At 61.7% G+C, this 25,957-nt stretch carries 19 protein-coding genes; 17 read left to right on the forward strand and 2 right to left on the reverse strand.

Annotated elements, in window-relative coordinates:
- Positions 1-2: 2 nt before the first annotated feature.
- The 5 genes from DXA43_RS07705 (at position 3) to DXA43_RS07725 (ending at position 7,527) form a co-directional block, all read left to right on the forward strand.
- Entirely contained in the window at positions 3-1,190 is a 1,188-nt protein-coding gene (locus tag DXA43_RS07705) for an ABC transporter permease (protein WP_117806763.1), read from the forward strand.
- Complete coding sequence (locus DXA43_RS07710) at positions 1,177-2,382, forward strand: ABC transporter permease (RefSeq protein ID WP_117806764.1); 1,206 nt, start codon at positions 1,177-1,179, stop codon at positions 2,380-2,382. Before DXA43_RS07705 ends, DXA43_RS07710 begins: the two co-directional genes overlap by 14 nt.
- A gap of 321 nt (positions 2,383-2,703) precedes the next feature.
- Entirely contained in the window at positions 2,704-3,417 is a 714-nt protein-coding gene (locus DXA43_RS07715; protein ID WP_117806765.1) for an ABC transporter ATP-binding protein, read from the forward strand.
- A gap of 8 nt (positions 3,418-3,425) precedes the next feature.
- Positions 3,426-6,092: an ABC transporter permease gene (locus DXA43_RS07720; protein ID WP_117806766.1), complete on the forward strand. Its 2,667-nt coding sequence runs from the start codon at positions 3,426-3,428 to the stop codon at positions 6,090-6,092.
- 229 nt (positions 6,093-6,321) lie between these two features.
- Positions 6,322-7,527, forward strand: coding sequence for a DUF362 domain-containing protein (locus DXA43_RS07725; RefSeq protein ID WP_117806767.1), 1,206 nt, complete (start codon positions 6,322-6,324; stop codon positions 7,525-7,527).
- Positions 7,528-7,778: 251 nt separating this feature from the next.
- Here the strand turns inward: DXA43_RS07725 and DXA43_RS07730 are convergent, their stop codons facing one another.
- Positions 7,779-8,753 carry an alpha/beta hydrolase gene (locus DXA43_RS07730; protein WP_117806768.1) on the reverse strand — a complete coding sequence of 325 codons (975 nt, stop codon included), beginning with the start codon at positions 8,751-8,753 and terminating at the stop codon, positions 7,779-7,781.
- A 186-nt stretch (positions 8,754-8,939) separates the two neighbouring features.
- Here DXA43_RS07730 and DXA43_RS07735 point away from each other — a divergent pair, with 186 nt between their 5' ends.
- The 8 genes from DXA43_RS07735 (at position 8,940) to DXA43_RS07770 (ending at position 18,161) form a co-directional block, all read left to right on the forward strand.
- Positions 8,940-9,623, forward strand: coding sequence for a hemolysin III family protein (locus DXA43_RS07735; RefSeq protein WP_199580553.1), 684 nt, complete (start codon positions 8,940-8,942; stop codon positions 9,621-9,623).
- Positions 9,624-9,731: 108 nt separating this feature from the next.
- A complete protein-coding gene (locus DXA43_RS07740; RefSeq protein ID WP_117806769.1) occupies positions 9,732-11,105 on the forward strand; it encodes a hemolysin family protein in 1,374 nt (457 codons plus the stop codon).
- A 24-nt stretch (positions 11,106-11,129) separates the two neighbouring features.
- Positions 11,130-11,963: a hypothetical protein gene (locus tag DXA43_RS07745; RefSeq protein ID WP_233540045.1), complete on the forward strand. Its 834-nt coding sequence runs from the start codon at positions 11,130-11,132 to the stop codon at positions 11,961-11,963.
- A 136-nt stretch (positions 11,964-12,099) separates the two neighbouring features.
- A complete protein-coding gene (locus DXA43_RS07750) occupies positions 12,100-12,489 on the forward strand; it encodes a YtxH domain-containing protein (protein WP_117803579.1) in 390 nt (129 codons plus the stop codon).
- Complete coding sequence (locus tag DXA43_RS07755) at positions 12,489-13,244, forward strand: PRC-barrel domain containing protein (protein ID WP_117640511.1); 756 nt, start codon at positions 12,489-12,491, stop codon at positions 13,242-13,244. Before DXA43_RS07750 ends, DXA43_RS07755 begins: the two co-directional genes overlap by 1 nt.
- A 72-nt stretch (positions 13,245-13,316) precedes the next feature.
- Entirely contained in the window at positions 13,317-14,723 is a 1,407-nt protein-coding gene (locus tag DXA43_RS07760) for a polysaccharide deacetylase family protein (RefSeq protein ID WP_233540046.1), read from the forward strand.
- A 322-nt stretch (positions 14,724-15,045) separates the two neighbouring features.
- Positions 15,046-16,890, forward strand: a complete 1,845-nt coding sequence (locus DXA43_RS07765) for a magnesium transporter (RefSeq protein WP_117806770.1) — start codon at positions 15,046-15,048, stop codon at positions 16,888-16,890.
- A 74-nt stretch (positions 16,891-16,964) separates the two neighbouring features.
- A complete protein-coding gene (locus DXA43_RS07770) occupies positions 16,965-18,161 on the forward strand; it encodes an Nramp family divalent metal transporter (protein ID WP_117806780.1) in 1,197 nt (398 codons plus the stop codon).
- Positions 18,162-18,704: 543 nt separating this feature from the next.
- On the opposite strand, the gene DXA43_RS07775 is transcribed toward DXA43_RS07770, so the two are convergent.
- Entirely contained in the window at positions 18,705-20,921 is a 2,217-nt protein-coding gene (locus tag DXA43_RS07775; RefSeq protein WP_117806771.1) for an acyltransferase family protein, read from the reverse strand.
- 187 nt (positions 20,922-21,108) lie between these two features.
- Here DXA43_RS07775 and DXA43_RS07780 point away from each other — a divergent pair, with 187 nt between their 5' ends.
- From DXA43_RS07780 to DXA43_RS07795, 4 genes are all read left to right on the forward strand, one after another.
- Entirely contained in the window at positions 21,109-22,104 is a 996-nt protein-coding gene (locus tag DXA43_RS07780; RefSeq protein WP_117806772.1) for a ribokinase, read from the forward strand.
- 4 nt (positions 22,105-22,108) lie between these two features.
- Entirely contained in the window at positions 22,109-23,083 is a 975-nt protein-coding gene (locus DXA43_RS07785; protein ID WP_117806773.1) for a nucleoside hydrolase, read from the forward strand.
- A gap of 203 nt (positions 23,084-23,286) precedes the next feature.
- Positions 23,287-24,297, forward strand: coding sequence for a LacI family DNA-binding transcriptional regulator (locus DXA43_RS07790; RefSeq protein ID WP_117806774.1), 1,011 nt, complete (start codon positions 23,287-23,289; stop codon positions 24,295-24,297).
- A gap of 257 nt (positions 24,298-24,554) precedes the next feature.
- A complete protein-coding gene (locus DXA43_RS07795; RefSeq protein ID WP_117806775.1) occupies positions 24,555-25,955 on the forward strand; it encodes an L-fucose/L-arabinose isomerase family protein in 1,401 nt (466 codons plus the stop codon).
- Positions 25,956-25,957: the final 2 nt, after the last annotated feature.

Below are 25,957 nucleotides of genomic sequence, written 5' to 3' on the forward strand. Positions count from 1 at the left end.
CCATGTTCAACACCATCATCACCACGGTCAAGACGCTGCTGCGCCGGCCGAGCACGTGGGTCTGGGGCGCTCTCTTTCCTATTGCGCTTTCCACGATGTTCATGTTTATGTTTGCGAACCTCAGCTCCGACGGCACGGTCGACCCGGTGCCGGTTGCCGTCGTGGCGGACGAGGCCTGGGATGCCTCGACCTTTAAGGACGTGGCAGCTTCGCTTGCCAAGGCAGGCGACGACCAGCTGCTCGATGTGAGCGAGTACGAAGACTTGGCTGTCGCGCGCAAAGCGCTCAAGGCCGGCGAGGTCGCGGGCATCTATACGGTTGATGCCGCGGGCACGCCCAGGCTCACGCTGCTGTCGAGTTACGACAGCTCGCGCGCCTCGTCGGTGCTCACCGACCGCAGCATCCTTGAAACGGTGGCAAGCTCGTATACGCAAAATGTCGAGCTCATGCGCCAGATTGCCCAGGACAACCCGGCGGCGCTCGCCGATCCGGCGGCGGTTGCGCACGCCCTGTCGCTCGAGGGCGGAACCCGCCGCGTGAGCCTGACTCGTGCCACGCCCGATGGCACGGTCATCTACTACTACGCGCTCTTTGGCCTGGTCGCGATGATGTCTGCCGAGTTTGCCGCCTTGAGCGTCGTCGATTTGCAGCCTAATCTGTCGGGCCTTGGCGCGCGCCGCTGCGTGGGCGGTCTTTCCAAGACGGCGTCGCTGGCCGGCATTTTTGTCGGCTCGTGGCTGGTTTCCTTTGCATCGATGGCGGTTGCGATCGGCTACGTGCGCCTGGTCGTGGGCGTCGACTTTGGCGGGCGCGAGGGGTTGTGCCTGCTGGGCGGGGCTGCATCCGCGCTTGCCGCCACGGGCCTGGGGCTTTTTGTGGGCACGCTTCCCGTTAAGGGCGGCAAGGCATCCAAGTCGGGCATCCTCACGGGCTTTGCCACCACGTGCGCCCTGTTCGCCGGCCTCTACGGCGAGCCGGCGATGGCGCTTGCCGACGACGTCGCCCGCGCTTGTCCGGTCGAGTGCTGGCTCAACCCCGTCAAGCTCATCTGCGACATGTTCAATCGCCTGTATTTCTTTGAGGACCTGGGGCCCTTCGCTGTTCGCGCCGGCGCGCTCGTCCTGATGGCCCTGGTGTTTGTCGCCGCCGCTACGCTGATCTTTGGAAGGAGCCGCTATGAGCACCTTTAAGACCGCGCTTCGCATGGCGCTGGCGCACCCGTTCTACCTGCTCATCTATACGGTGTTCATCTCGCTCATGGGCGTATTCATCGCGGCTTCGGTGAGCTGGAACTCGTCGCAGCTTACCGAGTACAAGCCCTACGACACCAACGTGATCGTGGTCGACCGCGACAATAGCGACCTTTCGCGGGCGCTTACCAAGCACCTGGGCTCACGCTTTGACCTGGTCACGGGCGTCGGCGACGACACATACGACCTTGCCGACGCGCTCTCCAAGAGCAACAGCGCCAAGGGCAGTGCCGATTGCGTGTTCTTTATCCCGGAGGGGTTTGAGGACGATCTTGTTGCAGCCGCCCGTGCGGGGGAGGCCCTGCCCAAGCTCGACGTGACCTATGGTTCCGGCACCATGGCGGCGGCGCTTTCGTCCGCCGAGGCCTCGCGCTGGATCTCGCTCGCGGGCGCTGCGGCGGCGCTTGAACCCGCTGCCTCCAACGGTGACGTCGCAAGGGCCGCCGAGCACGCGGCCGCAAAGCGCGCGGAGGTCCAGATCGAGCAGGTCAAGGTCGACTCGACTGCTGCTACCACGCTCGAGTCGTACTTCAACTTTGGCGCGTACGCGATCATCTCGTCGGTCATCGTGTCGGTGGGACTGGTGTTCTCGGGCATGAACGAGCCCGAGCGCGTGCGCCGCATGGATGCCAGCCCGGTCTCTGAGCGCCAGCGTTCGCTCGCTGTGTTCGCGGCCGCCGCCGTGCTCACCGTCTGCATCTGGCTCGTGTCGAGCATGATGGGCGTCGTGGGCTTTGCCAGCGCGGTTGCCGAGGTCGGCGTGGGTCGCGTGTGCCTGGCGCTGGCGGCAACGTTTGCCCTAGCGTGCACGCCACTGGCCGTTGGCTTTGCCCTGTCGAGCCTGGGCGCGCGCGAGGAGCTGCTCAACGGTGTGGGCAACCTGCTCGGCATGCTCATGACGTTTTTGGGCGGCGCCTGGATGCCGCTGTCGCTCATGGGCTCGGCCGTGCAGACGGTGGCGCACTTTGTGCCGACGTATTGGGTGAACGACGCGATCGGCAAGGCGCTCGCCGCGGACCTGACGTCCACCGTGCTGGGCGACATCGCCTGCGATCTGGGCGTCACGGTGCTCTTCGCCGCCGCCATCGCCGCCGTAGGCCTGGCCCTCACCCGCGCCAAATCCCACGCCTAGCTACCTGGTCATCGGGGACGTTCTTAAACGGCTAGTCATCGGAGACAGTCTTTGTCGATTCGCCGGCCCGCCGGTCGTGCCGGCAAGGACTGTCCCAATATGTCGGCACTTGGGGACGTTCCTTTCCTGCCGGCACTTGGGGACAGTCCCGGCATTCATTGGGCACTCATTGGGGACAGACTTAAATGAGCGATTTCACTCATTTAAGTCTGTCCCCAATGAGTAGGTTGGAAAATAGTTCGCGCACGTCGCTTAAAAATAGTTCGCCCAGGTTTACTATTACCCTAGAAAAGTAGCAGAAGGCTAACAACGGGGGATAGCATGGCGACAAAGCATGCCTACGTCCAGGTCAACGGACTCAAGAAACACTACGGCGACGGCGATGCGCGCCTGATGGTGCTCGACGGTATCGATACGTCCATCAACCGCGGCGAAATCTGCGTCATGCTGGGGCCCTCGGGCTCGGGCAAATCGACGTTCCTCAATCTCATCGGCGGCCTAGAGGATGCCGACGGCGGCTCCATCATGGTGGACGGCTGCGACCTCACGGTGCTCAAACCTACCGATCTGGGCGAATACCGACGCCGCGAGCTGGGCTTTGTCTTTCAGTTCTACAACCTGGTGCCCGATCTCACCATCAAGGAGAACATCGAGGTCACGGCGCACCTGTCCAAAAACCCGCTCAACATCGACGACCTGCTGCGTTCGCTGGGCCTCTACGAGCACCGCAACAAGTTCCCGCGCCAGGTCTCGGGCGGCCAACAGCAGCGTTGCGCCATCGGCCGCGCGCTCGTCAAAAACCCGGGCCTGCTGCTGTGCGACGAGCCCACGGGCGCGCTTGACTACAAGACGTCCAAGGAAATCTTGCAGCTCATGGAGGATGTCAACCGCACCTACGGCTGCACCATCATCATTGTCACCCACAATGCCGCCATCGCGCGCATGGCAAATCGCGTGATGCGCCTGCGCGACGGCCGTATCGTCGAGGACGAGCTCAACGAATCGCCCATCGCGGCCGCCGATCTCGATTGGTAGGCGACGCCATGACACCTCTCGCAAAGCGACTCCCGCGCGAGCTGCGCCGCAATGTCGGTAAGTACCTGGGCATCTTTTTGCTTATGTGCGGAAGCATCGCCCTCACGTCGGGCTTTTTGCTCGCGGCGCATTCCATCGGCTGCCTCATTGACGACATGCGCGATGAGTACACGATCGAGGACGGCCGCGTGACTACCTCCTTCGAGGCCACCGACGAGCAGCTCAAGGCTGCCGAAGACGCGGCTGAGGACGTCGGCGGCGTCACGCTCTACAAGAATTTCTCCATCGACGCCATCATCAAAAAGACCGCCGGCGACGACGGCACCAAGCGCACGCTGCGCACCTATGCGCACCGCACCAAGGTCGATATCGCGTCCTACTGTGAGGGCAAGGAGCCCAAGACGGACGATGAGGTGGCTATCGACCGCGTTTTTGCCACCAACAACGACCTTGTCGTGGGCGATAAGGTTGAGCTTGAGGGCCGCACCTACACCATCTGCGGCATCATGACCCAGCCCGATAGCCAGGCACTGTTCCTCAACAATTCGGACTTTACGGTGAACACCATCACCTATGGTGTGGCCGAGGTCACCGACGCCGGCTTTGCCGCGCTCGAGGATGCCGGTGGTGCACCTGCCTACACCTACTCCTTCACCTTTGCCGATCGCGACCTCCCCACCGCGGACCGCATCGATGCCGAGCAGGATATGGTCGAGGCGCTGACCGATGCCAATGCGCGCGTGGACGATCTGATCGATGCCGATTCCAACCAGGGCATTGGCTATGCGCGCGACGACGTGGACGGCGACTCCATGATGTGGATGACGTTGCTCGACATCATCATCGTGATCATGGCGTTCGTCTTTGTGGTGCTCACCGACGCCACCATCGAGGAGGAGGGCGCCATCATCGGCACGCTGCTCGCCAGCGGCTATCGCCGCCGCGAGATCGTGCTGCACTACCTGGCACTTCCCGCCATCGTGGGCGTGCTCGCGGCGCTTTTGGGCACCGCGTTCGGCGTTGCGTTCTTTACCGAGCCCATGCGCGGTCTCTACTACGGCTCGTACAGCCTGCCGCCCTTCCAGGTGTACTGGAGCTGGGAGATCTTCGTGAAGTGTGCCGTGGTTCCCGCCGCCGCGCTCATCCTCATCACGCTGGTGGGTCTGCTTCGCAAGATGGGCAAGACGCCGTTGCAGTTCCTTCGTCACGAGGCGAGCGGCAAATCGGGCACCAAGCGCGGCCTGCAGCTGCCGGAGCGCATGGGTTTTGTTTCCCGCTTCCGCCTGCGTATCTTCCTGCGCAATCTGGGCAACTTCGCCACGCTCTTCGTGGGCATCGCGTTTGCCTCGCTGCTACTGCTCTTTGGCCTGGCGATTCTGCCCACGATGACGCACTATGCGGACAATCTCGAGACGAGCCTGGTCGCCGAGCACCAGTACACGCTCAAGGCTCCGCTGGAGCTCGAGGGCACTGTCGAGGAACGCGAGCAGTGGTCGGCGCTCGAGCGCTTGCAGTCGATTGACGGCGCGCTGCTTTCTGCCGCCCAGGATGCCGATGACGAGCTTGACGACGCGGCCGATGCGGCGCAGACGGCAGCCGATGCCGTAGCCAGCTCTCCGTCTGCCGAGAGCCTGGCCGCGGCGCAGGACGCGCTCGCAAGCGTTCAGGACAAGAAGGATGCGCTCTATGCGCGCCTCGACGACCTGGCCGATGCCCTCGGCTGCGACCGCGATGAGGCTATCGACCTGATCGACAAGGCCTCTAAGATCGACACTGACAACGACGATATCCATCCGGTCAATACGACCGACAACGGCGCGGGCGCAATCGCGCAGGCCGAGAAATACGCCGTTTACCAGCTGCAATACGACCGTGGCGATGGTAATGGTGAGGAGACGATTTCCGTCTACGGCATTTCATCCGATTCGCGTTATTGGAAAGACCTCGACGTCGGCGACGGCCGCGTTGTCTTTGGCGGCGGCCTGCTCGACAAGTTTGGCTGGAGCGAGGGCCAGAAGGTCACACTCAGCGATAAGTACGAGGGCGAGCATTATTCCCTTGAGTACGCGGGCAAGGACTATGCCTGGGGCTCCAAGTCGGACATGAATATCTATATGAGTATCGATGACTTTAACGAGCTGTTCGACAACGATGCCGCCTACTTTAACGGCTATGTGAGCGACGAGAAGCTCGACCTCGACGCGCGCTACTTTGCCGGCGACACAACGCCCGACGACATGCGCGCCGTGGGCGACCAGTTCATCGGCATGATGAGCAAAATGATCGGCATGATGGTCGGGCTCGCGGTGTTTATCTTCCTGCTGTTTATGTACCTGCTGACCAAGGCCGTGATCGACCACAGCGCCCGTTCGATCAGCTATATGAAAGTCTTTGGCTATCGAGATAGCGAGATCTCGCATCTGTACATCCGCTCGATCACGCTGTGCGTGGCGGCGTCGCTCGTGCTGAGCCTGCCGGTGATCATCGGCTCGCTCACGGCCATCTTCCGCTCTATGCTGCTCGCCTATAACGGCAATATCGAGATTTACGTGCCGACCTGGTCCATGGCGGCATGCGTCGGCATTGGCTTTGCGACCTACCTGGTCGTGGCGTTGCTACACACGCGCTCTATCAAGCGCGTCAGCCTGGCCGAGGCCCTCAAAGTCCAAGAGTAGTCATCGGGGACGTTCTTAAACGACTAGCCATTGGGGACAGTCTTTGCCGATTCGCCGGCTCGCCGGCCGGGCTGGCAAGGACTGTCCCCAACTGCCGGAAGGGAGGCACTCATTTAAGTCCGTCCCCAATGAGTGCCTAACGACTCGGTGTTGCGCTTGACTTCGACCCTACTTCAACGGGTACCATCCTCTATGTCTGTAACGCCATATAGACCGAGGGGATAGATCTATGACCGCAACTGCACCCGCAGCACCCGCTAAGGTGTACTTCACCAACCTGCGCACGCATGCTCGCGAGAGCCAGCTCGACAAACTCAAGCGCCTCATTCGCCGCGCCGGTATCGAGCAGATCGACTTTGAGAACAAGTTCGTCGCCATCAAGATTCACTTTGGCGAGCTGGGCAATCTGAGCTTTTTGCGCCCTAACTACGCCCGCGCCGTCGCAGACGTCGTGAAGGAGCTGGGCGGCAAGCCCTTCCTCACCGATTGCAACACGCTCTACGTCGGTAGCCGCAAAAACGCACTCGAGCACATCGACACCGCCTACCAGAACGGCTTTACCCCGTATGCCACGGGCTGCCAGATCATCATCGCCGACGGCCTCAAGGGTACCGACGAGGCACTCGTCCCGGTCGAGGGCGGTGAGTACGTGCGAGAGGCAAAGATTGGTCAGGCACTCATGGATGCCGACATCGTGATCAGCCTCACGCACTTTAAGGGTCATGAGCAGGCCGGTTTTGGCGGCGCCATGAAGAACCTGGGCATGGGAGGCGGCAGCCGTGCCGGCAAGATGGAGCAGCATGCCGCCGGCAAGCCGAGCGTCGATACTACCAACTGCGTAGGTTGCCGTGCCTGCGAGAAGATTTGCGCGCACAGCGCCATCACGTTTGACGGTACGCGTGAGCGCGAGCTTGCCAACGGCAGTACCCGCACGGTTCACGTGGCTGCCATCGACCACGATCGCTGCGTGGGCTGCGGACGCTGCATCGCGGCGTGCAACCAGGACTGCATCAAGCCCGACTATGACGCCGCGGCCGACGTGCTCAACTACAAGATCGCCGAGTACACCAAGGCCATCGTCGACGGCCGCCCGAGCTTCCACATCTCGCTCGCCATGGACATCAGTCCCAACTGCGATTGCCATCCCGAAAACGACACGCCCATCGTCAACGACATCGGCATGTTCGCGAGCTTCGACCCGGTCGCCATCGACCAGGCCTGCGCCGACGCCGTCCTGGCGTCCGAGCCGCTGCCTAACACCGAGCTTACTGACAGCGCGGCCAAGATGGAGCATAATCACGAGCATCTGGAGGGCGAGCAGGCCAAGGATCCCTTCTGCATCACGCATCCCGACACCGACTGGCGCGCGTGTATCGCACATGCCGAGAAGATCGGCCTGGGCACGAGTAAGTACAAGCTCATCGAGGTCAAATAGCGCCTAGCTATTGGACAAAACAAGCGCATTCGTGGCGTAATTCAAGCAAAAACCGCCCGCGAGCACAGCGCTCGCGGGCGGTTTTCCGGAAGTATGCGGCAAATTTCGAGACCGCCGAGCACACGACGTTTTTTGGCAACAAAACCCTTGATAAATTGTTGATAAAACTGCGGTCTGGTCGGCAGTTCCAGATTTTGCCGCATACTTTCGAAAATAGGGGGTCAGATAAAGCCTCGGACGTTGCTTTTTGCCTAAAAATTCTTTCCGAGGAAGTCGTCGACCGTATTCCAGTAGAGCTCGGGGTCGACTTGCGCGCTCTTGGCGTGGGTAGCGCCATGGATGGTGAGCTTTTGCTTGACCTTGCTGGCGCACACGTCGTAGTTTTGGTCGAGCATGTCGTACGGCACAAAGGTGTCCTGGTCGCCGTGGATGAACAACATGGGAACCGTCGCGTGTTTGAGTTGCTCCACACTGCTCGCCTTATGAAAGTCGTAGCCCGCGCGCACGTTGCACACCAAGTTTGCTACATCGAGCAAGGGAAAGCTGGGCAGGCCGAACACGTCCTTGAGCTGCAGAGAAAACTCGTCCCAAACACTCGTATAGCCACAGTCCTCGATAATGCATTTCACGTTTGCGGGCAGAGATTCCCCCGCGACGTCCATGGCGGTTGCTGCACCCATCGACTCGCCAAAGACCAGGATGCGCGCCTCGGGGTCAGCCTGAACGATCCGCCCAATCCATGCAACGACATCGAGCCGCTCGGGCCAGCCCATGCCGATATAGTCGCCGCCGGAGCGCTCGTGGGCACGGGCGGCAGGCGCGAGCACGTTCATGCCGCGGTCATGGAATCGTTTGGCGTATCGGGCCATACCGATGGGCTCATCGGTGTATCCGTGTAGGCAGATAGCGTAATTGTGCGTGCTCTCTGGGGCGGCAAAATACCAAGCGGCAAGTTCGGTTCCGTCATCTGCGGTGAGGCTGCTGCTCTCGCGGTTCTCTTTAAACCATGCCCGTGCCTCGGTTCCCTCGGCATCCGGCTGCTCACTTTCCTTGCCGTCCTTGCCGTCCTTGCCGTCCTGCATCATCTTCATGGTGTATGGAGCGCGGGGATTCAGCGCGAAGTCAAACAGAAAGTTGCCGGCAAACCCCAGCAGCGCGACAACGAGCACCAGTGCAACGATGCCGGCTATCTTGAGCTTTCGATGGGAATGTGCGTTTTGAGCCATGCGGTATTCTCCTATAAGATGTTAATGCATCAACATTTAATGCAAGCGCATTATGGACGTTCGCCGTTGATGCGTCAACAGGCAAAGAATGGGTAAACAAAGGGTCACGTATGGTGCAAATTTCGCACGCACCCAGACGCTTTGATATAGTGTTGAGAACTCTTTACGTTGGAGGATGTAACCGGCATGTCCGATTCGAGCGACAGTTCTAAGCCGCGACCCAAGGCCGCGGCCGTTCCGCACTACACGGTGGGCGAGGAGATCATGAACTCCGTCACCCATGGTGTCGGCTGCTTGCTGGGTATCGCGGGTCTGGTGCTCCTGATCGTATTCGCTGCCCTGCGCGGCGGAGGCCCGGCCCACATGGCCGCGGCGATTGTCTATGGTGTCAGTATCATCCTCGAATACTTGGCCTCCACGCTCTATCACGCGATTCAGCCCGCTCGCGCCAAGCGCGTGTTTCGCATCATCGACCACAGCTGCATTTACCTGCTCATAGCCGGCAGCTATACCCCGTTTTGCCTCATCACGCTCGCAAACGACGGCGGCCCTGCGCTGTTCTTTGCCGTGTGGGCCATCGCCATCATCGGCATCGCACTCGAGTGCTTTTTGCGCGAGCGTCAGCCGCACTGGGTAAGCGGCCTGGTCTACCTGCTGATGGGCTGGCTCGTCGTCTTTAAGCTGCCCGAGCTCGTGTCGCTGCTCAACCCCGTGGCGCTTGCCCTGCTCGCCGTTGGCGGCGTGTGCTATACCGTGGGCGTGCCGTTCTATATCGCCAAAAACGTGCGCTATCTGCACAGTGTTTTCCACTTGTGGGTGCTCGCCGGCAGCATCTTCCAGTTCATGGCGGTGATCCTCTTCGTAATCTAGCGACCGCGCCCACGGCCCCGCTCGCACGGGCAACCGGCGCAATTGCCCTATCCGTCACCTACGCTTACTACCCAACGTCCCGAATCTTGGAGGTTCGAGAAACTCCCGATGGACATAACCATCTCCCTTATTACCACGCTCGTTTTAACGCTTATCAACGGCTACTTCTCCATGTCCGAGATGGCTCTCACCACGGCTAAGCGCGCCGTGTTGGAACACGATGCCGAGGAGGGCGATAAGCGCGCCGAGCGCGCCGTCCAGCTTGCCGCCGATTCCGACCAGCTGCTCGCCACCATTCAGGTCGCCATCACGCTCGTGGGCTTCGCCTCGTCCGCCGTCGCCTCGACGAGCCTGTCCGACCCGCTCGCCACATGGCTCATGAGCTTTGGCATCGCGCCGCTTTCCGCCATCGCGCGCGGCCTGGCGCCGGTCATCATCACCGTCGCGGTCGCCTTTGTGTCCATCGTGATCGGCGAGCTCGTGCCCAAGCGCATCGGCCTTGCTAACGCCGAGGGCGTATCCAAACAGGTCGTGGGACCGCTCTCCGTGTTCCAAAAGATCGCCCGCCCGCTCGTGTGGCTGACCGGTGCCTGCTCCGACGGCCTGGCCCGCATCCTGCGCATCAAGAGCGCCGATGACCGCCAGAACGTCTCGGAGGAAGAAATCAAGTACATGGTCTCGGAGCAGGACGACCTGCTCGACGAGGAAAAGCGCATGATCCACGAGATCTTTGACCTGGGCGACACCGTTGCCCGCGAGGTCATGGTGCCGCGCGTGGACACCACCATGTGTGAGGACGACGAGACGGTCGCCGACGTGTTGTCCACCATGCGCCAGACCGGCTTCAGCCGCATCCCCGTCTATCACGAGGATCCCGACAACGTCGCGGGCATCGCGCACATCAAGGACCTGATCCAGCCCGCGCTCGACGGCAAGGGCGACCAGCCCATCGCCGGCTTTTTGCGCGACGCCACCTTTGTGCCCGATACCAAGGACATCCTGCCGCTGCTGTCCGAGATGCAGACCTCGCACGACCAGATCGTGGTCGTCGTGGACGAGTACGGCGGCACGGCCGGCATCATCACCATCGAAGATATCGTCGAGGAGATCGTCGGCGAGATCGAGGACGAGTTCGACCCCGACAACAAGTACCTCACGCGCCTCTCGCGCCGTGAGTGGCTCGTCGATGGGCGTTTTTCGTGCGATGACGCGATTGAGCTTGGTTGGCCGCTCGAGGAAAGCGATGATTATGAGACCATCGCCGGCTGGATTTTGGAGCTTTGCGACTCGGTGCCCGACATCGGAGAGGTGTTTGAGGTCGCGGGGTACAAGTTTAAAGTGCAGTCGATGCGTGGCCAGCGCATCTCGCTCATTCGCGTGATCGCTCCGGCCGAAACCGATAAGAAGGATTCCGAGTCTTCGGCAGAGAAGCCGGCGGCGTCGGGTGCGGGCCCTGCGGATCCGCACGACGGCGACGAGTAGGGCAAGGACGAGTAGGGGAGAGTTATGGCAGGCCTGTTCAACATCCTTAAGGTCACCGTCAGCGAGGACAAGATTTGCGCGCACGTGCTGGTGAACCCCGGCATGCCGCTCATGACCTCGGAGGATATCGAGGCCACGGCGCGCGTGTACTACCTGGTGCCCGCGATTGCCAAGCACCTGTGCCTGGGCGATTCGGGTCGCGAGTTCCAGGACTGCATGGGCCAGACCGAGCTTTGCCACCTGCTGGAGCACGTGACGGTCGAGCTCATGAATGAGACCGGTCTTGCCGGCAGTATCTCGTGCGGTCGCACGCGTGTGAGCGAGCATGACGAGCGTGTCTTTGAGGTTGAGCTTTCGTGTCCCGACGACGCGTTGGCCATTGGCGCGCTGTCATCGGCGACCTTTATGATGGACTGGGCGTACCTGCACGCCGATCAGCCGGCCCCCGACGTGGAAGGCACGGTCGCGGGCCTGCGCAACCTGGTGCTGGGCATGCGCGCCGAGGCCGAGGGCAAGGACCCGCACGAGGCCGTTGCCGCTGCGAACGGCGAGGACGTGGCCGAGGATGCGCCCGAGGGCGACGCTCCTGCCGAGGCCGACGCTGAGCCCGTTGCCGACGCGCCTGCTGAGCCCGAGTCTGCGGAGCCCCAAGGCGTCCCGAGCTTTGACGACGAGCCGCAGATGCCAATCGATACCGAGGGTGCGGTCGCCGAGAACCACGAGGCCCCCGCGGCCGTCTTTGGCGGTGCGGCAACGGCTCCGTCCGGCTCGGCGCACGAGGGCAACCTGCCGCTCGTTGATGGCGCCGGCGAGGATCCGGCCGCCACGGTCGCCATGCCGGCTGCGCCTCAGGAGTAGGCTCACTCGCTTATCACCATCATGTACCTGCGCTTTTACCGTACGCAGATGAGCGCGACGGCAAGTGTTGCGCTGCGGGTATAATGGACAGCATTCAAACGGTGGGCATCGAGGTGCCCGCAGGAGAGGAATGATCATGGGAAAGACTTTCAGCTTTGTCTCCGGTGCGCTCTTTGGTGCTGCTGCCGGCGCTATCATCGGCGTTGCTCTGGCCCCGCGCTCGGGTGCCGAGACCCGCGCCATGGCCGCCGATATCGCCAACGATGCCTGGGACAACATGCGTGACACCTACGAGCACGGTGCCGAGGAGGCTCGTGCCGCGGTCAACGACTTTGGTCCGATGGTCGACGCCAAGACCGATGACCTGCGCGCCAAGGTCGACCTGGCCCGCGAGCGCATGGACCAGCTTCGCGAGCAGCTCAACGATGCCATCTCGGGCGGCAACGTGACGCCCGCTGCCGACGTCGTGGTCGAGAACGTCGCCGAGGCCGACACCGAGGCCACGGAGCCCTCGACCGAGGCATAATGCGCGCAGGGGATTTTGTCGGCGTCAAGGTTTATCGTAAGCCTGCCGAAGACAAGCGCACCAAAAAGGACGGCACGCCGCGCAGCCCTAAAAAGCTCGGCAAGATTCACTTTCCCGTCTTTACCCCGGGCGGCACGCGCGTGGTGGGCTTTATGGTCCGCCAGTCCGATATCGCGGGTATGATCGAGCGCCCCGACCGCTTTGTGGCGCTCGATGCCATCGGCGTCTATGAGGGTGCTGTTGCGGTCGACGACGTCAAGGGCACCTACGATGCCGCCGCGGCCAAGCGCCTCGACATCAACCTGGACGATTGCATCATCTGGGTTGGCATGGACGTGCGCACGGAATCGGGCGATGTCGTGGGCTACTGCTCGGACGTTGAGTTCAAGCCGCGCTCGGGTATTGTGCAGATGTTCTACGTGACCGCCGGTGCCGCTTCGAGTGTGCTGGTGGGCGACACGCAGGTGCCGCCGACGATGCTGCGCGGCTACGAGAACGGCGCGATGATTGTCTCGGACGAGGTCAAGGCGCTCGGGTATTCGGGCGGCGCGGCCGCCAAGGCTGCCGAGGCCAGTGTCGTGGTGGGCGATAAGGTCAAGAAGGGCGCCAAGGTGCTCGATGACAAGGGATCGGTCGCCGTGGACAAAGGCAGCCGCGCACTGGGCAAGCAGCTCGGCAAGACGCGCGGTATGTTCAAGGCCTTTAAGGACGAATATCAAAAGGCGAGCGGGGGCTCGTCAAAAGCTAGCAAATAGCGACGTACCAAATGATGGGAGGCGAGCCGGAGACATGTTGCTCCGGCTCGCTGTGTTTATGGGGGAGGGCACATGCGCCAAAACGAATCTAACTTAAACGGGCGCTCGGGTGCGCGTCCGACGGCGCGCCGCGACCTGGGGCAACTGCCCAGCGGTCAGCGTCGACGTCGCCGTAAGCCCGGTGCGATGTACCTCAACCATAGCCGTGGGTTTAGCGATCGCAGCGCGCGCATCGGCAACGGGCGCTCGCCGCGCCGACCGTCCCGTCTGCCCTATGCGCTTATCGCCGTGGGTTGCGCGCTCGTGCTGTTTATCGCTGCCGTCGTGGGCTACGTCAACCGCAGCGTAGACGTGGAGCTCAACGGGCAAAAGACCGCGGTGCGCGTGGGCTCTACGTTGCAGAATCTTATCGACGATCAAAGCCTGACCGAAACGTACGACGCCGGCGATCTGCTGGCCGTCGACGACAGCGTGCTCAAGCGCCATGGCGGCGAAAAGCTGTCGGTGAAGGTCGACGGCAAGCGCGTGAAGCAAGGCAAATGGGATAGTCGCGAACTTGAGGGCGGCGAGAAGGTGACGGTCAAGGACGGCCGCAACATGTACGAAAAGCACGAGGTCCAGGCCACGACTATCGAGCCAAAGCTTAAGGTCGAGGGCACGGGTGCCATTGAGTATGTCAAAACCTGGGGCGTTCAGGGCCGCTCCGAGGTATGGGTCGGCGAGCAGTCGGGCAAGACGCAGGACCGCGGCGAGGTCGTGCCCGCCACCGACTGCGTAGTCGAGTGCGCAAGCGTAGCGCCCAAGGGCAACGAAAAGTACGTGGCCCTGACATTTGACGAGGGTCCGAGCGGCGCGACCAAGCAGATCTTGCAGGTACTCAAGGAAAAGGGCGTCACGGCGACGTTCTTCCTTTCGGGCGATGCCGCGGAAGCCTCGCCCGCTACTGCCAAAGCGATTGTCGATGCCGGGTGCGAGATCGGCTCCAACAGCTACAGCGATGATTCGCTCAAGGGCGAGGATCGCGAGACGGTGCGCAAGCAGATCGCGAAGGGCACCGAGGCGATTAAGTCGGCGACCGGCGTCGAGACGATGTTGCTGCGTGCCCCCTACGCCGCGTTTGATGAGCAAAACTGGATCGATTCGATGGACCTGGTGTCCGCCGTGGTTTCGTGGAATATCGATTCGGGCGACTGGCTGCTCAACGGCGCTGACGAGCAAGTATCGACCGTGCTCGATTCGGTGACGCCAGGCAATATCGTGCTGCTCACCGATAGCGATGAGTGCGCCGAGCAGACGCTCGAGGCACTGCCGCAGATTATCGATGGCCTTGTCGCCGACGGCTACAAGATCGTGACGCTCAGCGACCTGGTCAAGACGGACACGGCATTGAGCAAAAAGCTCACCTCGCTCACCAAGGTTTCCATGCCCAAAAACGCCGTGTTCCCCCAACTCCCCGAGGACGACGACACCACGGACTAATCATGTAAGAACGTCCCCAATGACTATGTCACGGATACGTCAGTGTTTGGTATGCCTGCAATGTGCAGCGCATAAATTCGGTGCCGCAGCGCGATGCTGATGCTATAGTTACTGCGGTTAATGAGGGTCAAGAGAAAGGTTACAGGTGAAATCCAAACCTCGACCATACAGTCGATGACCCCATGCAGGTGCTTTCTGCGCGTGCACGGGGTGTGAGCGTCGAGCGGCGTGCCGCCCGCGCATGCGTATACATGTCTAAAAGTCCACGGATTGCGTGCCGGCATGGCCACGCGGTCCGCAGGAATAATGATGGGGAGCACCATTGAATTATCTGAGTGAGATGCTCAAATTGCCGGTCTTGGACGTCGATGGCGAAAAGCTCGGCGTTGTGAACGATTTTGGCATTGCAACCGGCGAAGTTTTTCCGCACGTGACGTCGCTCGCGTTCCGCGGACCCGGCAAGACGCCGTTTATGATCAGTTGGCGCAAATGGGTCGACCGTATCGACGAGACGGGCGTTCATCTTAAGTCGCCGGCCACCGAAATCCGTTTTTCGTACTTGCAGCCGACCGAGCTGTTGCTGGCTCGCGACGTGCTCAACAAACAGATTGTCGACACGCAGGGCATGAAAGTCGTGCGCGTCAACGACATCAAGTTCTCCATGTCGGGCGAAAATCAGTTGCGCCTGCTGGGTGCCGAGGTCGGCGCCCGCGGTCTGCTGCGTGCAATCAGCCCCGCGCTCGAGCACGTCGTCGAGGGCTTTATGAAGCACTTGGGCAAGCCGCTCAGCGAGGACATTATCGCCTGGTCTTACATGGACCTGCTCGATCGCTCGACTAAGAACATCCAGCTCTCGGTGTCGCACAAGACGCTTGGCGAGCTGCATCCTGCCGACATCGCTGACATCATCGAGCAGCTCGACCCGCGCCTGCGCGCGCAGGTGTTCGCGCAGCTCGATACGGCGCAGGCCGCCGAGGCCATCTCGGAGTTCGATGACGACGAGCTCATGACCGAGATGCTCGAGGGCCTGTCCGACACGGACGCATCGTCGATGCTGGCCATGATGGACCCGGACGACGCTGCCGACCTGATCGACGAGCTCGATTATGAGAAGGCCGAGAAGCTCCTGCGCCTGATGGGCGTCAAGGAGGAGAAGGCGATTCGTAATCTGCTGGGCTACGAGGACAACACCGCCGGCCGCATCATGACCTCGGAGTTTGTCTCGCTGCCCGCCACGGCGACGGTCGGCGATGCCATCGAGGCGATTCGCAAACTCGACGAGGACTTTGAGAGCGTCTATTACGTCTATACCGAGGATCCGAGCGGCATGCTGACGGGCGTGCTTTCGCTGCGCACGCTGATCGTGGCCGACCGCGACGCCACGCTGGGCCAGCTCGCCTATCGCGATCTGGTCTACGTGTCGCCCGACGAGGACCAGGAAGACGTGACGGACGAGATGACCAAGTACGACCTGGTTGCCATCCCTGTCTGCGACGAGAACCGTCATATCCTGGGTATCGTGACCTTCGACGACGCCATGGACGTAATCGCCGAGGAGCATCAGGAGGACCTGCAGATCGCCGGTGTCGGCTCGGGCGATAGCGCGTCGGACGACTCGACGAACGTGCTCAGCTGGTTCGTGCATCGTCAGTACTGGGTCGTCGTGTGGGGCATCGCCTCGTGCATTATGGCGACGGTGCTGGGGACGGCGCTGGGCTCCGCGCATCTGGTGGTGTTCCCCATGTGCGCCATGCCGCTCGTGCTGCTGGCTGCCTCGCGCATGGTGTCGTTCGTCAAGAACTACTTCCTCGAGTACGACGGTCACGACGACGAGCCCAAACCGTACCTGGGATTCTTCTTCCAGAGCACGGGCATGGGCCTGATCCTTTCGCTTGTTACTTACCTGTGCGCGCAGCTGGTGCGCACCGCTGCATTCCCCGATGCGCCCATGTTTGAGGAGCAACTCTTTACCGGGTGCTTTAATATCGCTGCCATCATTTGCCTGGTTGGCAACATGAGCGCCGTGATTTACCTGATGGTGCTGTTCTGGCGCGACGAGCACGACCTTAACACGTCGGGTACCGCCATGAACGTTATCGCCGTCATGATCTCGTGTGTGGCGTACTGCATCGCCGCGGTGCTGCTCACCATGTCGGTCATGGGATAGGTGGTCGCGTGCAAAACACGAAGCAAAAGGCGAGCACCAAGCAAAAGCTGACCATCGCCGCCATCTTTGGCGCCATGGGCCCCGGTCTGTTGGCGGCGCTTTCGGGTAATGACGCCGGCGGCATCGCCACGTATTCCAGCGCGGGCGCCAGCTATGGTTACAAGATGCTCTGGATGCTTCCCGTCATGACCGTGCTGCTCATCGTGACGCAGGAGACCGCGGCGCGCTGCGGATGCGTCACGGGTAAGGGCCTGGCGTCGCTCATTCGCGAGCGCTTTGGCGTGCGCAAGAGCGTGCTGGCCATGGCGGCGCTGTTGATCGCCAACACGGCCGTGACCATTTCGGAGTTTGCGGGTATCGCGAGCGGACTTGCCCTGTTTGGCGTGCCGGCGAGCATTTCGGTGCCGCTCGTGGCGCTGCTGGTGTGGATGCTTACCATGTCGGGCAGTTTCCAGCGCATCGAGAAGATTTTGCTGCTGGTAAGCTGCGTGTTCGTGACCTACATCGTCGCCGCGTTTATGGCCGGCCCCAACTGGGGCGAGGTCGCGGTCGACTTGGTCGTCCCCAATATTCAAAACGACCCCAGCTACGTGTCGCTCGTGGTCGCAACGATCGGTACCACCATCGCACCGTGGATGATCTTCTTGGCTCAGAACAACGTGGTCGATAAGAATGCGGGCGAGGACGACATCGTGCTGCAGCGTATTGATACCGTGAGCGGCTCGATCGCTGCTGATATCATTGCGGGCTTCATTATCATCACGACCGGTACGGTGCTGTTCCCGGCGGGTATTCAGATTAGCGATGCCGCCGATGCCGCCCGCGCGCTGGAGCCCATCGCGGGCCAGTGGTCCACGGTGTTGTTTGCCTCGGGCCTGGCCGCAGCGAGCTTTTTGGCTGCCTGCGTGCTGCCGGGCGTTACGTCGAGTGCCATCTGCGAGGCATTTGGTTGGGAACGAGGCGCCGATCGCAGCTGGGACGAGGCCCCGGTCTATCGCGGCATCATTACGGCCATCATCGGCATTTCTGCCGTGTTGGTGCTCATGCCCGGCGTCGATTTGTTCCAGATTATGATGACCTCGCAGGTCATCAACGGCGTGCTGCTGCCCGTGGTTCTGGTGTTCCAGGTGGTTATCGCCGCCGACCGTCACATTATGGGTGCCAACCGCAACGGCCGCGTGTGGAACGTGCTCACTTGGGCGACTATCGGCGTGATTACGGTGCTCACGGTCGTCATGTTTGTTCTGCAGGCGATGGGTTACAGCGCTTAGCGCCTCTTTTTGACTCCAAACAGGCCGCAGCGATGGGCTGCGGCCTGTTTTTTGCCTGTTATAGGGGGTTAGTAATATGCGAGTGGACAAAAAATGCCAAATATGAGTACTGTTGCCTGGCCGATAGCATTTACGACCAAGAAAATAATGAACATAGCTAAGAATCTGTTCATTAAAAGCGGGTCTCCAAGTCCTAAGTCGGCTATTCTGGTCAACTGGAAGGGTCGCGCGCTACCGCAGGGGCGCCATTTTGGGTGGTTTTGCCTGCTACTAAAATGGTAACAGTACTCATATTTGCCACTTTTTGTCCATGACCTCTTGGAGTCGGCTCGAAAAGAGTGATTTTGGGTTGTTTGCTGCGGGTGTGGGCTTGGAAACAACGCTCGGGGTGGCGAGGTACTCAGAATTCGGTCGCAAGGAGGGCGTTCCTCGGCTGTGTCAGGAGTGTCCCTGGGTGCCGGCACATAAGGAACGTCCCTAACTGCCGGAGGGGTGCCTGCCGTGGCGGGCACCCCTCCGGATGTGGGAAGTTTGCGCTGCGGGTTACTTGTCGGTGCCCAGCTTGTGCGGCTTGAGAGCGAGCGCATTGACGAGCGCGTCGGTGGCAGACTTGACGGCTGCCGGCTGCGGATCGTTGACGTGATCTTCGGGGTGCACGGGCAGGTCCTTCTTGACGGCATCGTGGATCAAGTTGAGGTACTCAGTCACGCCAGCGGTCGATAGGTGCGTGCCATCGCCATCGAACAGGTCGTTGCGGTTGGCGCTGTATCCGTACCAGTCGATAACGCGCACGTTCTTGTAGCGCGTAGCGGCGTTGGCGATGGCCTGGTTGGTAGAGCCAACCCACGGCTGCGGGCTGCGTGTGTTCACAAACACCACAATACGCTTATCTCCTGCATCGGCCATGATGGCGTCGATCTGATCGTCGGTTACCAAGCCGTTGGTGCCCAGCGCAAAGACCACGATCTTGCCGGCAAGGTTCTGTTGGAGATAGCCCTCAAATGTCGCGCGGCCCGCATCAAACTGGCGGCCCTTTTCGGCATCGATATGGCTGTGCGGGAACCCGCCGTCAAAGGAATCAACGGCGCGCAGCGACACGGAGTCACCGATCATAAGCAAATCGTAGGAGCCATCGGGGAAGCCGTCGTTGTCCTTGTCGGTGTCGTCGGCCGCCTGTTGGTCGGCGGGCGCGGTGTTTTTGGCTTCCTTGTTGAGGACTTCGGCGCCCTCACCGCTCAGTGCGGAGGTCTCCGGCACAAAGATCAGGCCGCCCAGTGCAACGACCAACACGACAGCGCAGGTTGCGCAGACAGGGACGTGCGCGCGTGCCCAGTTGGCGGGCGTGGCGGTGCCGTCGCGGAACTCGGATACGGTGCGCTCAAAGGCGCCCTTTCTAAACGGCGTTTCGATAAAGCGATATGAGCATTCGGCCACGGCGACCACCACAAGTACCTGCAAGATGTACTGCCACCACGGTGTATCGTTGATGTTGGCGACCGGGTTCATGAGCAACAGCAGGGGATAGTGCCACAGGTAGATGCTGTACGAGCGCTTGCCAACCCACACGAGCGGCTCGGCGGACAGCGCGCGGGCAACCATTCCCTGGGGCTGCACGCAGGCCGCGATGACCATGAGCGTGAGGACCGAGCACAGCAGCGTGCCGCCGCGATACTGGAACGCGGTGTAGCCGTTGGTGAGCGCGACCATGGCGGCAAGGCCAACCAGACCCACGACGCCCAACACATCGATGGATGTGGGCGAGGACCAAAAGCGCACGAGGGCGCTCGGCTGTGCCGGGGCGGTCTCGGCTGATTCGTCGGCCTTCTCGCTAGGTTTGCCCTCGGCGTTCTTGTCGTGCTTGGCGGCGCCAGCCAGGCGATTGAGCCCCAAACGATGAGCGAGACGCACTGGCGCCAGGTCGCGATCGGGGATAAAGGCCATCCAGGCACCCAGCAGTAGCGAGAACACGCGGGTGTCGGTGCCGTAGTACACGCGGCTGGGGTCGGCGGCAGGGTTGTAAAGCACCATCATGGCGAGGGCAGATACCGCGGCAAGGCCCAGAACCAAGCGGCGCGTGTTGGGCTTGCTCACATGCATGGATACCATGGCAAACAGCAGTGGCGGCCAAATCAGGTAGAACTGTTCCTCGATGGCAAGCGACCAAAAGTGCGTGAGCGGCGAGGGGTCGCCCAGAGCATTGAAGTACGAGACGTTTTGGGCAATCTGCCACCAGTTGTTGAAGAACAGCAGCGACGGCAGGATGTCGGGGCGCATCTTGGTGAGCATCACGTGGTTAAAGATGGTGCACAGCGCGCAGGTCACGAACACTACCGTTACCACGGCGGGGACCAGGCGACGGATGCGGCGAATCCAGAAGCTCTTGAGGTCGATGCGGCCGGTCTTAGCGACTTCGTTGAGTAGCAGGCGTGTGATCAGATAGCCCGAAAGCACAAAGAAGATCGTGACGCCGAGCAGACCGCCCTGCGCCCACGTGAGGTTGAGGTGATAGAGCACCACCGCGACGACGGCAAGCGTGCGTAGGCCGTCAAGGGCAGGGATGTAGCGGGACTTGGGGCGAGCAGGCGTCTGCTCCGCGGCGGGAGTGTTGGCGCGGCCCGCGTTGTTGGTAGAAGCGCGATGAGGGCTTGCGGTGCGTCGCGGCTCGTTGGTACGGCGTTCGCTCTTCACGCGTTCGTGCGGCGCCGGCTCGTTGCCTGTGCGGCGTCGACCGCGCGAGCCCGATTGCGAGAATTGTTCCATAAAACATCATCCAATGACGAGAATAATCAGCACGTATTTATTGTAGCTGCCTGCTCCTGTGAATGCTTGCTGCTGGCGCAAGCTCAAGCGTGCGTCCACATCAAAGTGAACTAAAGTTATAGGGGGTGCGAGGGCGCACAATCGATGGTCGACGGTGGGCATAAGGCCCGCAGATGAGGAGGTTTCCATGGCAGATCGCGACATCATTGCGGTGTTCGGCAGCATGAACATGGACCTTTCGGTGGCGTGCGAGCGCATGCCGCGTGCGGGCGAGACCGTCGGCGGCAGCGGGTTTATCACCAACGCCGGCGGTAAGGGCGCTAACCAGGCCGTTGCCGCCGCGCGCATGGGTGCGCGCACATGCATGATCGGCGCTGTTGGACGTGATACCTTTGGCGATGCGCTTGTGGCGGGGCTCCAGGATGCCGGCGTGAGTGTTGAGTTCGTGGCGCTTCGCGATGACGTGGAGACCGGCACCGCGACTATCATTCGCTGCGAGGGCGACAACCGCATCATACTGTCACCGGGCGCCAACCATGCGCTTGCGGGCGCGGACGTTGCCTGCGCGTTGAGGCGTCTGGTGGCCCATGAGCTCGACGGCGACGCCAGCGAGATTGCCCCGGCTGCCGGAAGCGTCTTTATCGCCCAGGGCGAATGTGACCTTGTGGCGACGGCCGAGGCGCTTGTTTGCGCTCACGAGCTGGGGTTCTATACGGTCTTTAATCCAGCGCCCGCCTGCGAGCTGCCTGCGGAGGTCTGGCCTGCGGTCGACCTGGTCTGCCCCAACGAGACCGAGTGCCAGGTGCTGACGGGCATTCTGCCCACGGATGATGCGAGTTGCGTCGCCGCGCTCAATGCGCTGCTCGACAAGGGCGCCGGGGCTGCGGTCATCACGTTGGGCGGCGCCGGCTCGGTTACGCTCGGCGATGGCGGTGAGCCGCTGCGCATGCCGGCGCTTTCGAGCGCGGTGGTCGATACGACGGCCGCGGGCGATACGTTTATCGGCGCGTTGGCGGTGGCTCGTCTGGAGGGCCTGCCGCTCTTTGAGTGCATGGCGGCGGGTGCTCGCGCCTCGGCGGTGACGGTGTCGCGCCTGGGCGCTCAGCAATCAATTCCCACGCGTACGGAAGTCGAGCACAAGTTTGGGTCGGACGATTTAGTACAAGGCGGAGAAGCGGAGTAGAACAATGGCAACCAAGAAGCTGATCCTTGATCTGGATATGGGTGTGGACGATGCGATGGCGCTCGCCTATGCCATCGCAAGCCCCGAGGTGGAGCTCGTCGGCATCACCACGTGCTTTGGCAACGTGCGCGTCGAGCAGTCGGCGCACAACTGCTTGGCGGTGCTCGACCTGTTGGGTCGTCCCGAGGTGCCGGTGTACCTGGGCGCCGATCGTCCCATGAAGGCGACCGAACCCTACACGCCGCCGGCGTCCACCACGCTTATCCACGGCAAGAACGGTATTGGCGGCGCAAGCGTGCCCGCTTCGCCGTACGAGCCGGTGGGCGCGACGTCGGCCGATGGCAATGCGGCGGTCGATTACCTGATTGATGCCGCGCGTACCTATGGCCCCGATTTGATCTACGTGGCGACCGGCCCGCTCTCCAATCTGTCGCTCGCCCTGGAGCGTGATGCGGCGGCGATGATGTCTATCGGTCGCGTGGTCGTGATGGGCGGTGCGCTTACCGTGCCCGGCAACGTGAGCGCGGGCGCCGAGGCCAACATGGCGGGCGACCCCGAGGCTGCCGACGCCGTGTTGCGCTCGGGCCGCAAGCTCACCATGGTGGGCTTGGATGTGACGCACCGCGTGGTGCTCACACGTCGCGACGTTGCCGGCTGGACGGGCTCGGGCACTATGGCTGGCTGCGCGTTTGCGAGCATGGTCGAGCACTATATCGGTTCGTACGAAATGAACGCGCCCTACCTGGGCGGCTGCGCGCTGCACGATCCGCTGGCGGTTGCCGTGGCGATTGATCCCACGCTCGTGGGTGCGCTCGGCTGCAATCTTCGTGTCGACCTGCTGGGCGAGTACCGCGGCCGCACTATCTGTGACGAGCACCGTCTGTCCGATCCGGATAAGAGCGCGCTCGTGGCGCTCACCGTGGACGCCCCACGTTTCCTCGTGGAGTTTAAGGCACGCATGGCTCGCATCCTTGGCTAAACGGTTTCTGTGCCCCGTTCCAGATTAGCTACCGAGTAAATACGCCCGTTGGGGGAATAGTCGCGTCGCTTCGCTTGACAACAGGCTAAACTAGCTATTAAACATTTACTATTCTGTTTAGATTGAATTTGCGGTCGTTTAGTTGTCGAGTCACGGGGCGGTCAGGCCACGATGCTCCGCCACGACCGTTGCTAGGGGGAACCATGGCCAAAGCAAGTGTTCGCGAGATCAGCCGCATCACCGGTTTTTCGCCCGCAACCGTGTCCAACGCGCTCAACCGCAAGCGCAGCGTGAGCGAGGAGACCGCCAAAGTCATCCTGGAGTGCGCGCAGTCGCTCGGCTATCAGCAGTCGACGCAGCTCGAGAGCATCCAGTTTGTGCTCGCGCGCAAGACGGGCGCCATCCTGGACGAGAGCACCTTCCATCCCGCGGTCATCGAGGGCGTGGAGCGCCAGGCGCGTCGCCACGGCATGAGCACGAGCTTTGTCTCGCTCGACTTTAGCGACCTAGACGCCGTGCGTCCGCAGGTCGAGGGCCTGATTGCCGATCCGGCCGCCGCTATTGTACTAATGGGTACGGAGTTGGGCGAGGAGGACTACGCCCTGTTCGCTAACGCCGCCGCCCACCTGATTGTGCTCGATGGCTGGAGCGACCGCCAGTACTTCGATGCCGTGGTCATTGCCAATACCGATTCGGTGCTGCGTGCCGTGGACTACCTTATCGAGAAAGGTCACAAGCAAATCGGCTATCTGGCGGGCGACCTTCGTATCCGCAACTTTAAGGACCGCGAGCGCGGCTATCGCCAAGCACTTGAGGATGCGGGCCTCGAGGCCAATCCGGCATGGCGCGTCACGCTGGGCACCACGCTCGAGGGCGCCTATCGCGACATGGGCGCGTGGCTCGACAATTCCTCGCGCGAAGATCTGCCAACGGCTTTCTTTGCCGAGAACGACGTGCTCGCCGTGGGTGCCATGCGCGCGCTCAACGAGCACGGCATTCGCGTGCCCGATAATGTCTCGATCATCGGCTTTGACGACCTGTCGTTGGGCGCTTTCTCCAACCCGCCGCTCACCACGGTGCATGTTCCCAAGCACGAGGTGGGTGAGATCGCGGTGCGCCGCCTGGTGGGCAACATCCGCAATCCCAAGAGCTACACCTGCAAAACGGCCGTGTCGACCTATTTTGTCGAGCGCCAGAGCGTGCGCGAAATCTAGGCGGAGACGGCATTGCCTGCAGCGTGCCAAAGCTCGCTAGGGCAGTTAACATAGTGCCATTCAGAAGAGGATCCTTCGGGGTCCTCTTTTTGTTTCCCTTGTATGTTCAGATTGTTTACATACCGTTTAGGCTGATTTCTCTACCGTCTACGGGTATTTCGCGCTAAACTTCTAAACAGAAGAGTAAAACATTTAGTAAACAGAACAAAACGAAACATGCGTCTGTTTACTGAACATGTGACTAGGGGAGGACGTACATGGACAAGATCAAGCTCGGCTTTGTGCCCACGCGCCGCAGTATCTTTAGCGCGCCGGACGCGATCAAGTATCGCGGTCTGACGGCTGATCGCCTGCGCGAGATCGGCGTCGAGATTGTGGATATCGACGACATCAACGACGAGGGCCTGCTGTTCGACGACAGCCATATCGTGCCTATCGTCGAGAAGTTCCGCGCCGAGGGCGTCGACGGCATCATGCTCTGCCACGCCAACTTTGGCACCGAGTACGTTTGCGCTCGCCTTGCCCGCGAGCTCGGCTTGCCCGTGCTGCTGTGGGGCCCGCGCGATGAGCGCCCCGAGCCTGACGGCACCCGCCTGCGTGACAGCCAGTGCGGCCTGTTCGCCACCGGCAAGGTCCTGCGTCGCTTCCAGGTCCCCTTCACCTATATGACCAACTGCCGCCTGACCGATCCCGAGTTCGAGCGCGGCGTCTGGGACTTTTTGGCCGTGTGCAACGTGGTCAAGACCTTCAAGCACACCCGCATCCTGCAGATGGCCACCCGTCCGTTCGATTTCTGGTCGACCATGTGCAACGAGGGCGAGCTGCTCGAGAAGTTCAACATCCAGCTTTCGCCCATCCCCATGACCGAGCTTGTCCAGGCCGTGCGCGACGCCCAGGCTGACGAGCAGGCCATGGCAGCCATGCTCGCCCACATTGGTGACAGCTTTGAGATCTGCATCCCCGAGGACAAGGTTCCTGCGGTCGCAGGACTCGCCATTGCCATGAAGCGCCTGGTCGAGAAGTACGGCTGCAACGCCGGCGCCATCCAGTGCTGGAACGCCCTGCAGGACGAGTTGGGCATTATGCCCTGCGCCGCCAACGCAATCCTCAACGAGATGGGCATCCCCATCGTCTGCGAGACCGACATCCATGGCGCTATCACCGCGCTGATGGTCGAGGCCGCCGACCTGGGCCGTCACCGCGGCATGTTCGCCGACTGGACCGTGCGTCATCCCGATAACGAGAACGGCGAGCTGCTGCAGCACTGCGGCCCCTGGCCCTGCAGCTGCGCGGCCGTCAAGCCCAAGCTCACTTACCCGCTGGCTTTCGATCACCCCGGCGCGCTGACGGCCGAGGCCAAGCACGGCGACCTCACCCTTGCCCGCTTTGACGGCGACAACGGCGAGTACTCGCTGCTGCTGGGCAACGCCCGCGGCATCGACGGCCCGGCCGGCATGGGCACCTACCTGTGGGTCGAGGTCGACAACCTCAAGCGCCTCGAGGCCAAGATCGTCGAGGGTCCCTACATCCACCACTGCGTCGCCATTCACGCCAACGTGGTGCCGGTGCTCTACGAGGCGTGCAAGTACATCGGCATTGTCCCCGACCTGTACGACCCCATCGAAGAAGACGTCAAAGCTTACCTGCGAGGAGAGTAGAA

Source organism: Collinsella sp. OF02-10, assembly GCF_003463445.1.
In the GTDB taxonomy this organism is placed as follows: Bacteria; Actinomycetota; Coriobacteriia; order Coriobacteriales; family Coriobacteriaceae; genus Collinsella.

Coding starts and splice junctions, on each gene's coding strand:
- DXA43_RS07705 (WP_117806763.1), top strand. CDS start 3: ATGTTCAACACCATCATCACCACGGTCAAGACGCTGCTGCGCCGGCCG.
- DXA43_RS07710 (WP_117806764.1), top strand. CDS start 1,177: ATGAGCACCTTTAAGACCGCGCTTCGCATGGCGCTGGCGCACCCGTTC.
- DXA43_RS07715 (WP_117806765.1), top strand. CDS start 2,704: ATGGCGACAAAGCATGCCTACGTCCAGGTCAACGGACTCAAGAAACAC.
- DXA43_RS07720 (WP_117806766.1), top strand. CDS start 3,426: ATGACACCTCTCGCAAAGCGACTCCCGCGCGAGCTGCGCCGCAATGTC.
- DXA43_RS07725 (WP_117806767.1), top strand. CDS start 6,322: ATGACCGCAACTGCACCCGCAGCACCCGCTAAGGTGTACTTCACCAAC.
- DXA43_RS07730 (WP_117806768.1), bottom strand. CDS start 8,753: ATGGCTCAAAACGCACATTCCCATCGAAAGCTCAAGATAGCCGGCATC.
- DXA43_RS07735 (WP_199580553.1), top strand. CDS start 8,940: ATGTCCGATTCGAGCGACAGTTCTAAGCCGCGACCCAAGGCCGCGGCC.
- DXA43_RS07740 (WP_117806769.1), top strand. CDS start 9,732: ATGGACATAACCATCTCCCTTATTACCACGCTCGTTTTAACGCTTATC.
- DXA43_RS07745 (WP_233540045.1), top strand. CDS start 11,130: ATGGCAGGCCTGTTCAACATCCTTAAGGTCACCGTCAGCGAGGACAAG.
- DXA43_RS07750 (WP_117803579.1), top strand. CDS start 12,100: ATGGGAAAGACTTTCAGCTTTGTCTCCGGTGCGCTCTTTGGTGCTGCT.
- DXA43_RS07755 (WP_117640511.1), top strand. CDS start 12,489: ATGCGCGCAGGGGATTTTGTCGGCGTCAAGGTTTATCGTAAGCCTGCC.
- DXA43_RS07760 (WP_233540046.1), top strand. CDS start 13,317: ATGCGCCAAAACGAATCTAACTTAAACGGGCGCTCGGGTGCGCGTCCG.
- DXA43_RS07770 (WP_117806780.1), top strand. CDS start 16,965: ATGGGCCCCGGTCTGTTGGCGGCGCTTTCGGGTAATGACGCCGGCGGC.
- DXA43_RS07775 (WP_117806771.1), bottom strand. CDS start 20,921: ATGGAACAATTCTCGCAATCGGGCTCGCGCGGTCGACGCCGCACAGGC.
- DXA43_RS07780 (WP_117806772.1), top strand. CDS start 21,109: ATGGCAGATCGCGACATCATTGCGGTGTTCGGCAGCATGAACATGGAC.
- DXA43_RS07785 (WP_117806773.1), top strand. CDS start 22,109: ATGGCAACCAAGAAGCTGATCCTTGATCTGGATATGGGTGTGGACGAT.
- DXA43_RS07790 (WP_117806774.1), top strand. CDS start 23,287: ATGGCCAAAGCAAGTGTTCGCGAGATCAGCCGCATCACCGGTTTTTCG.
- DXA43_RS07795 (WP_117806775.1), top strand. CDS start 24,555: ATGGACAAGATCAAGCTCGGCTTTGTGCCCACGCGCCGCAGTATCTTT.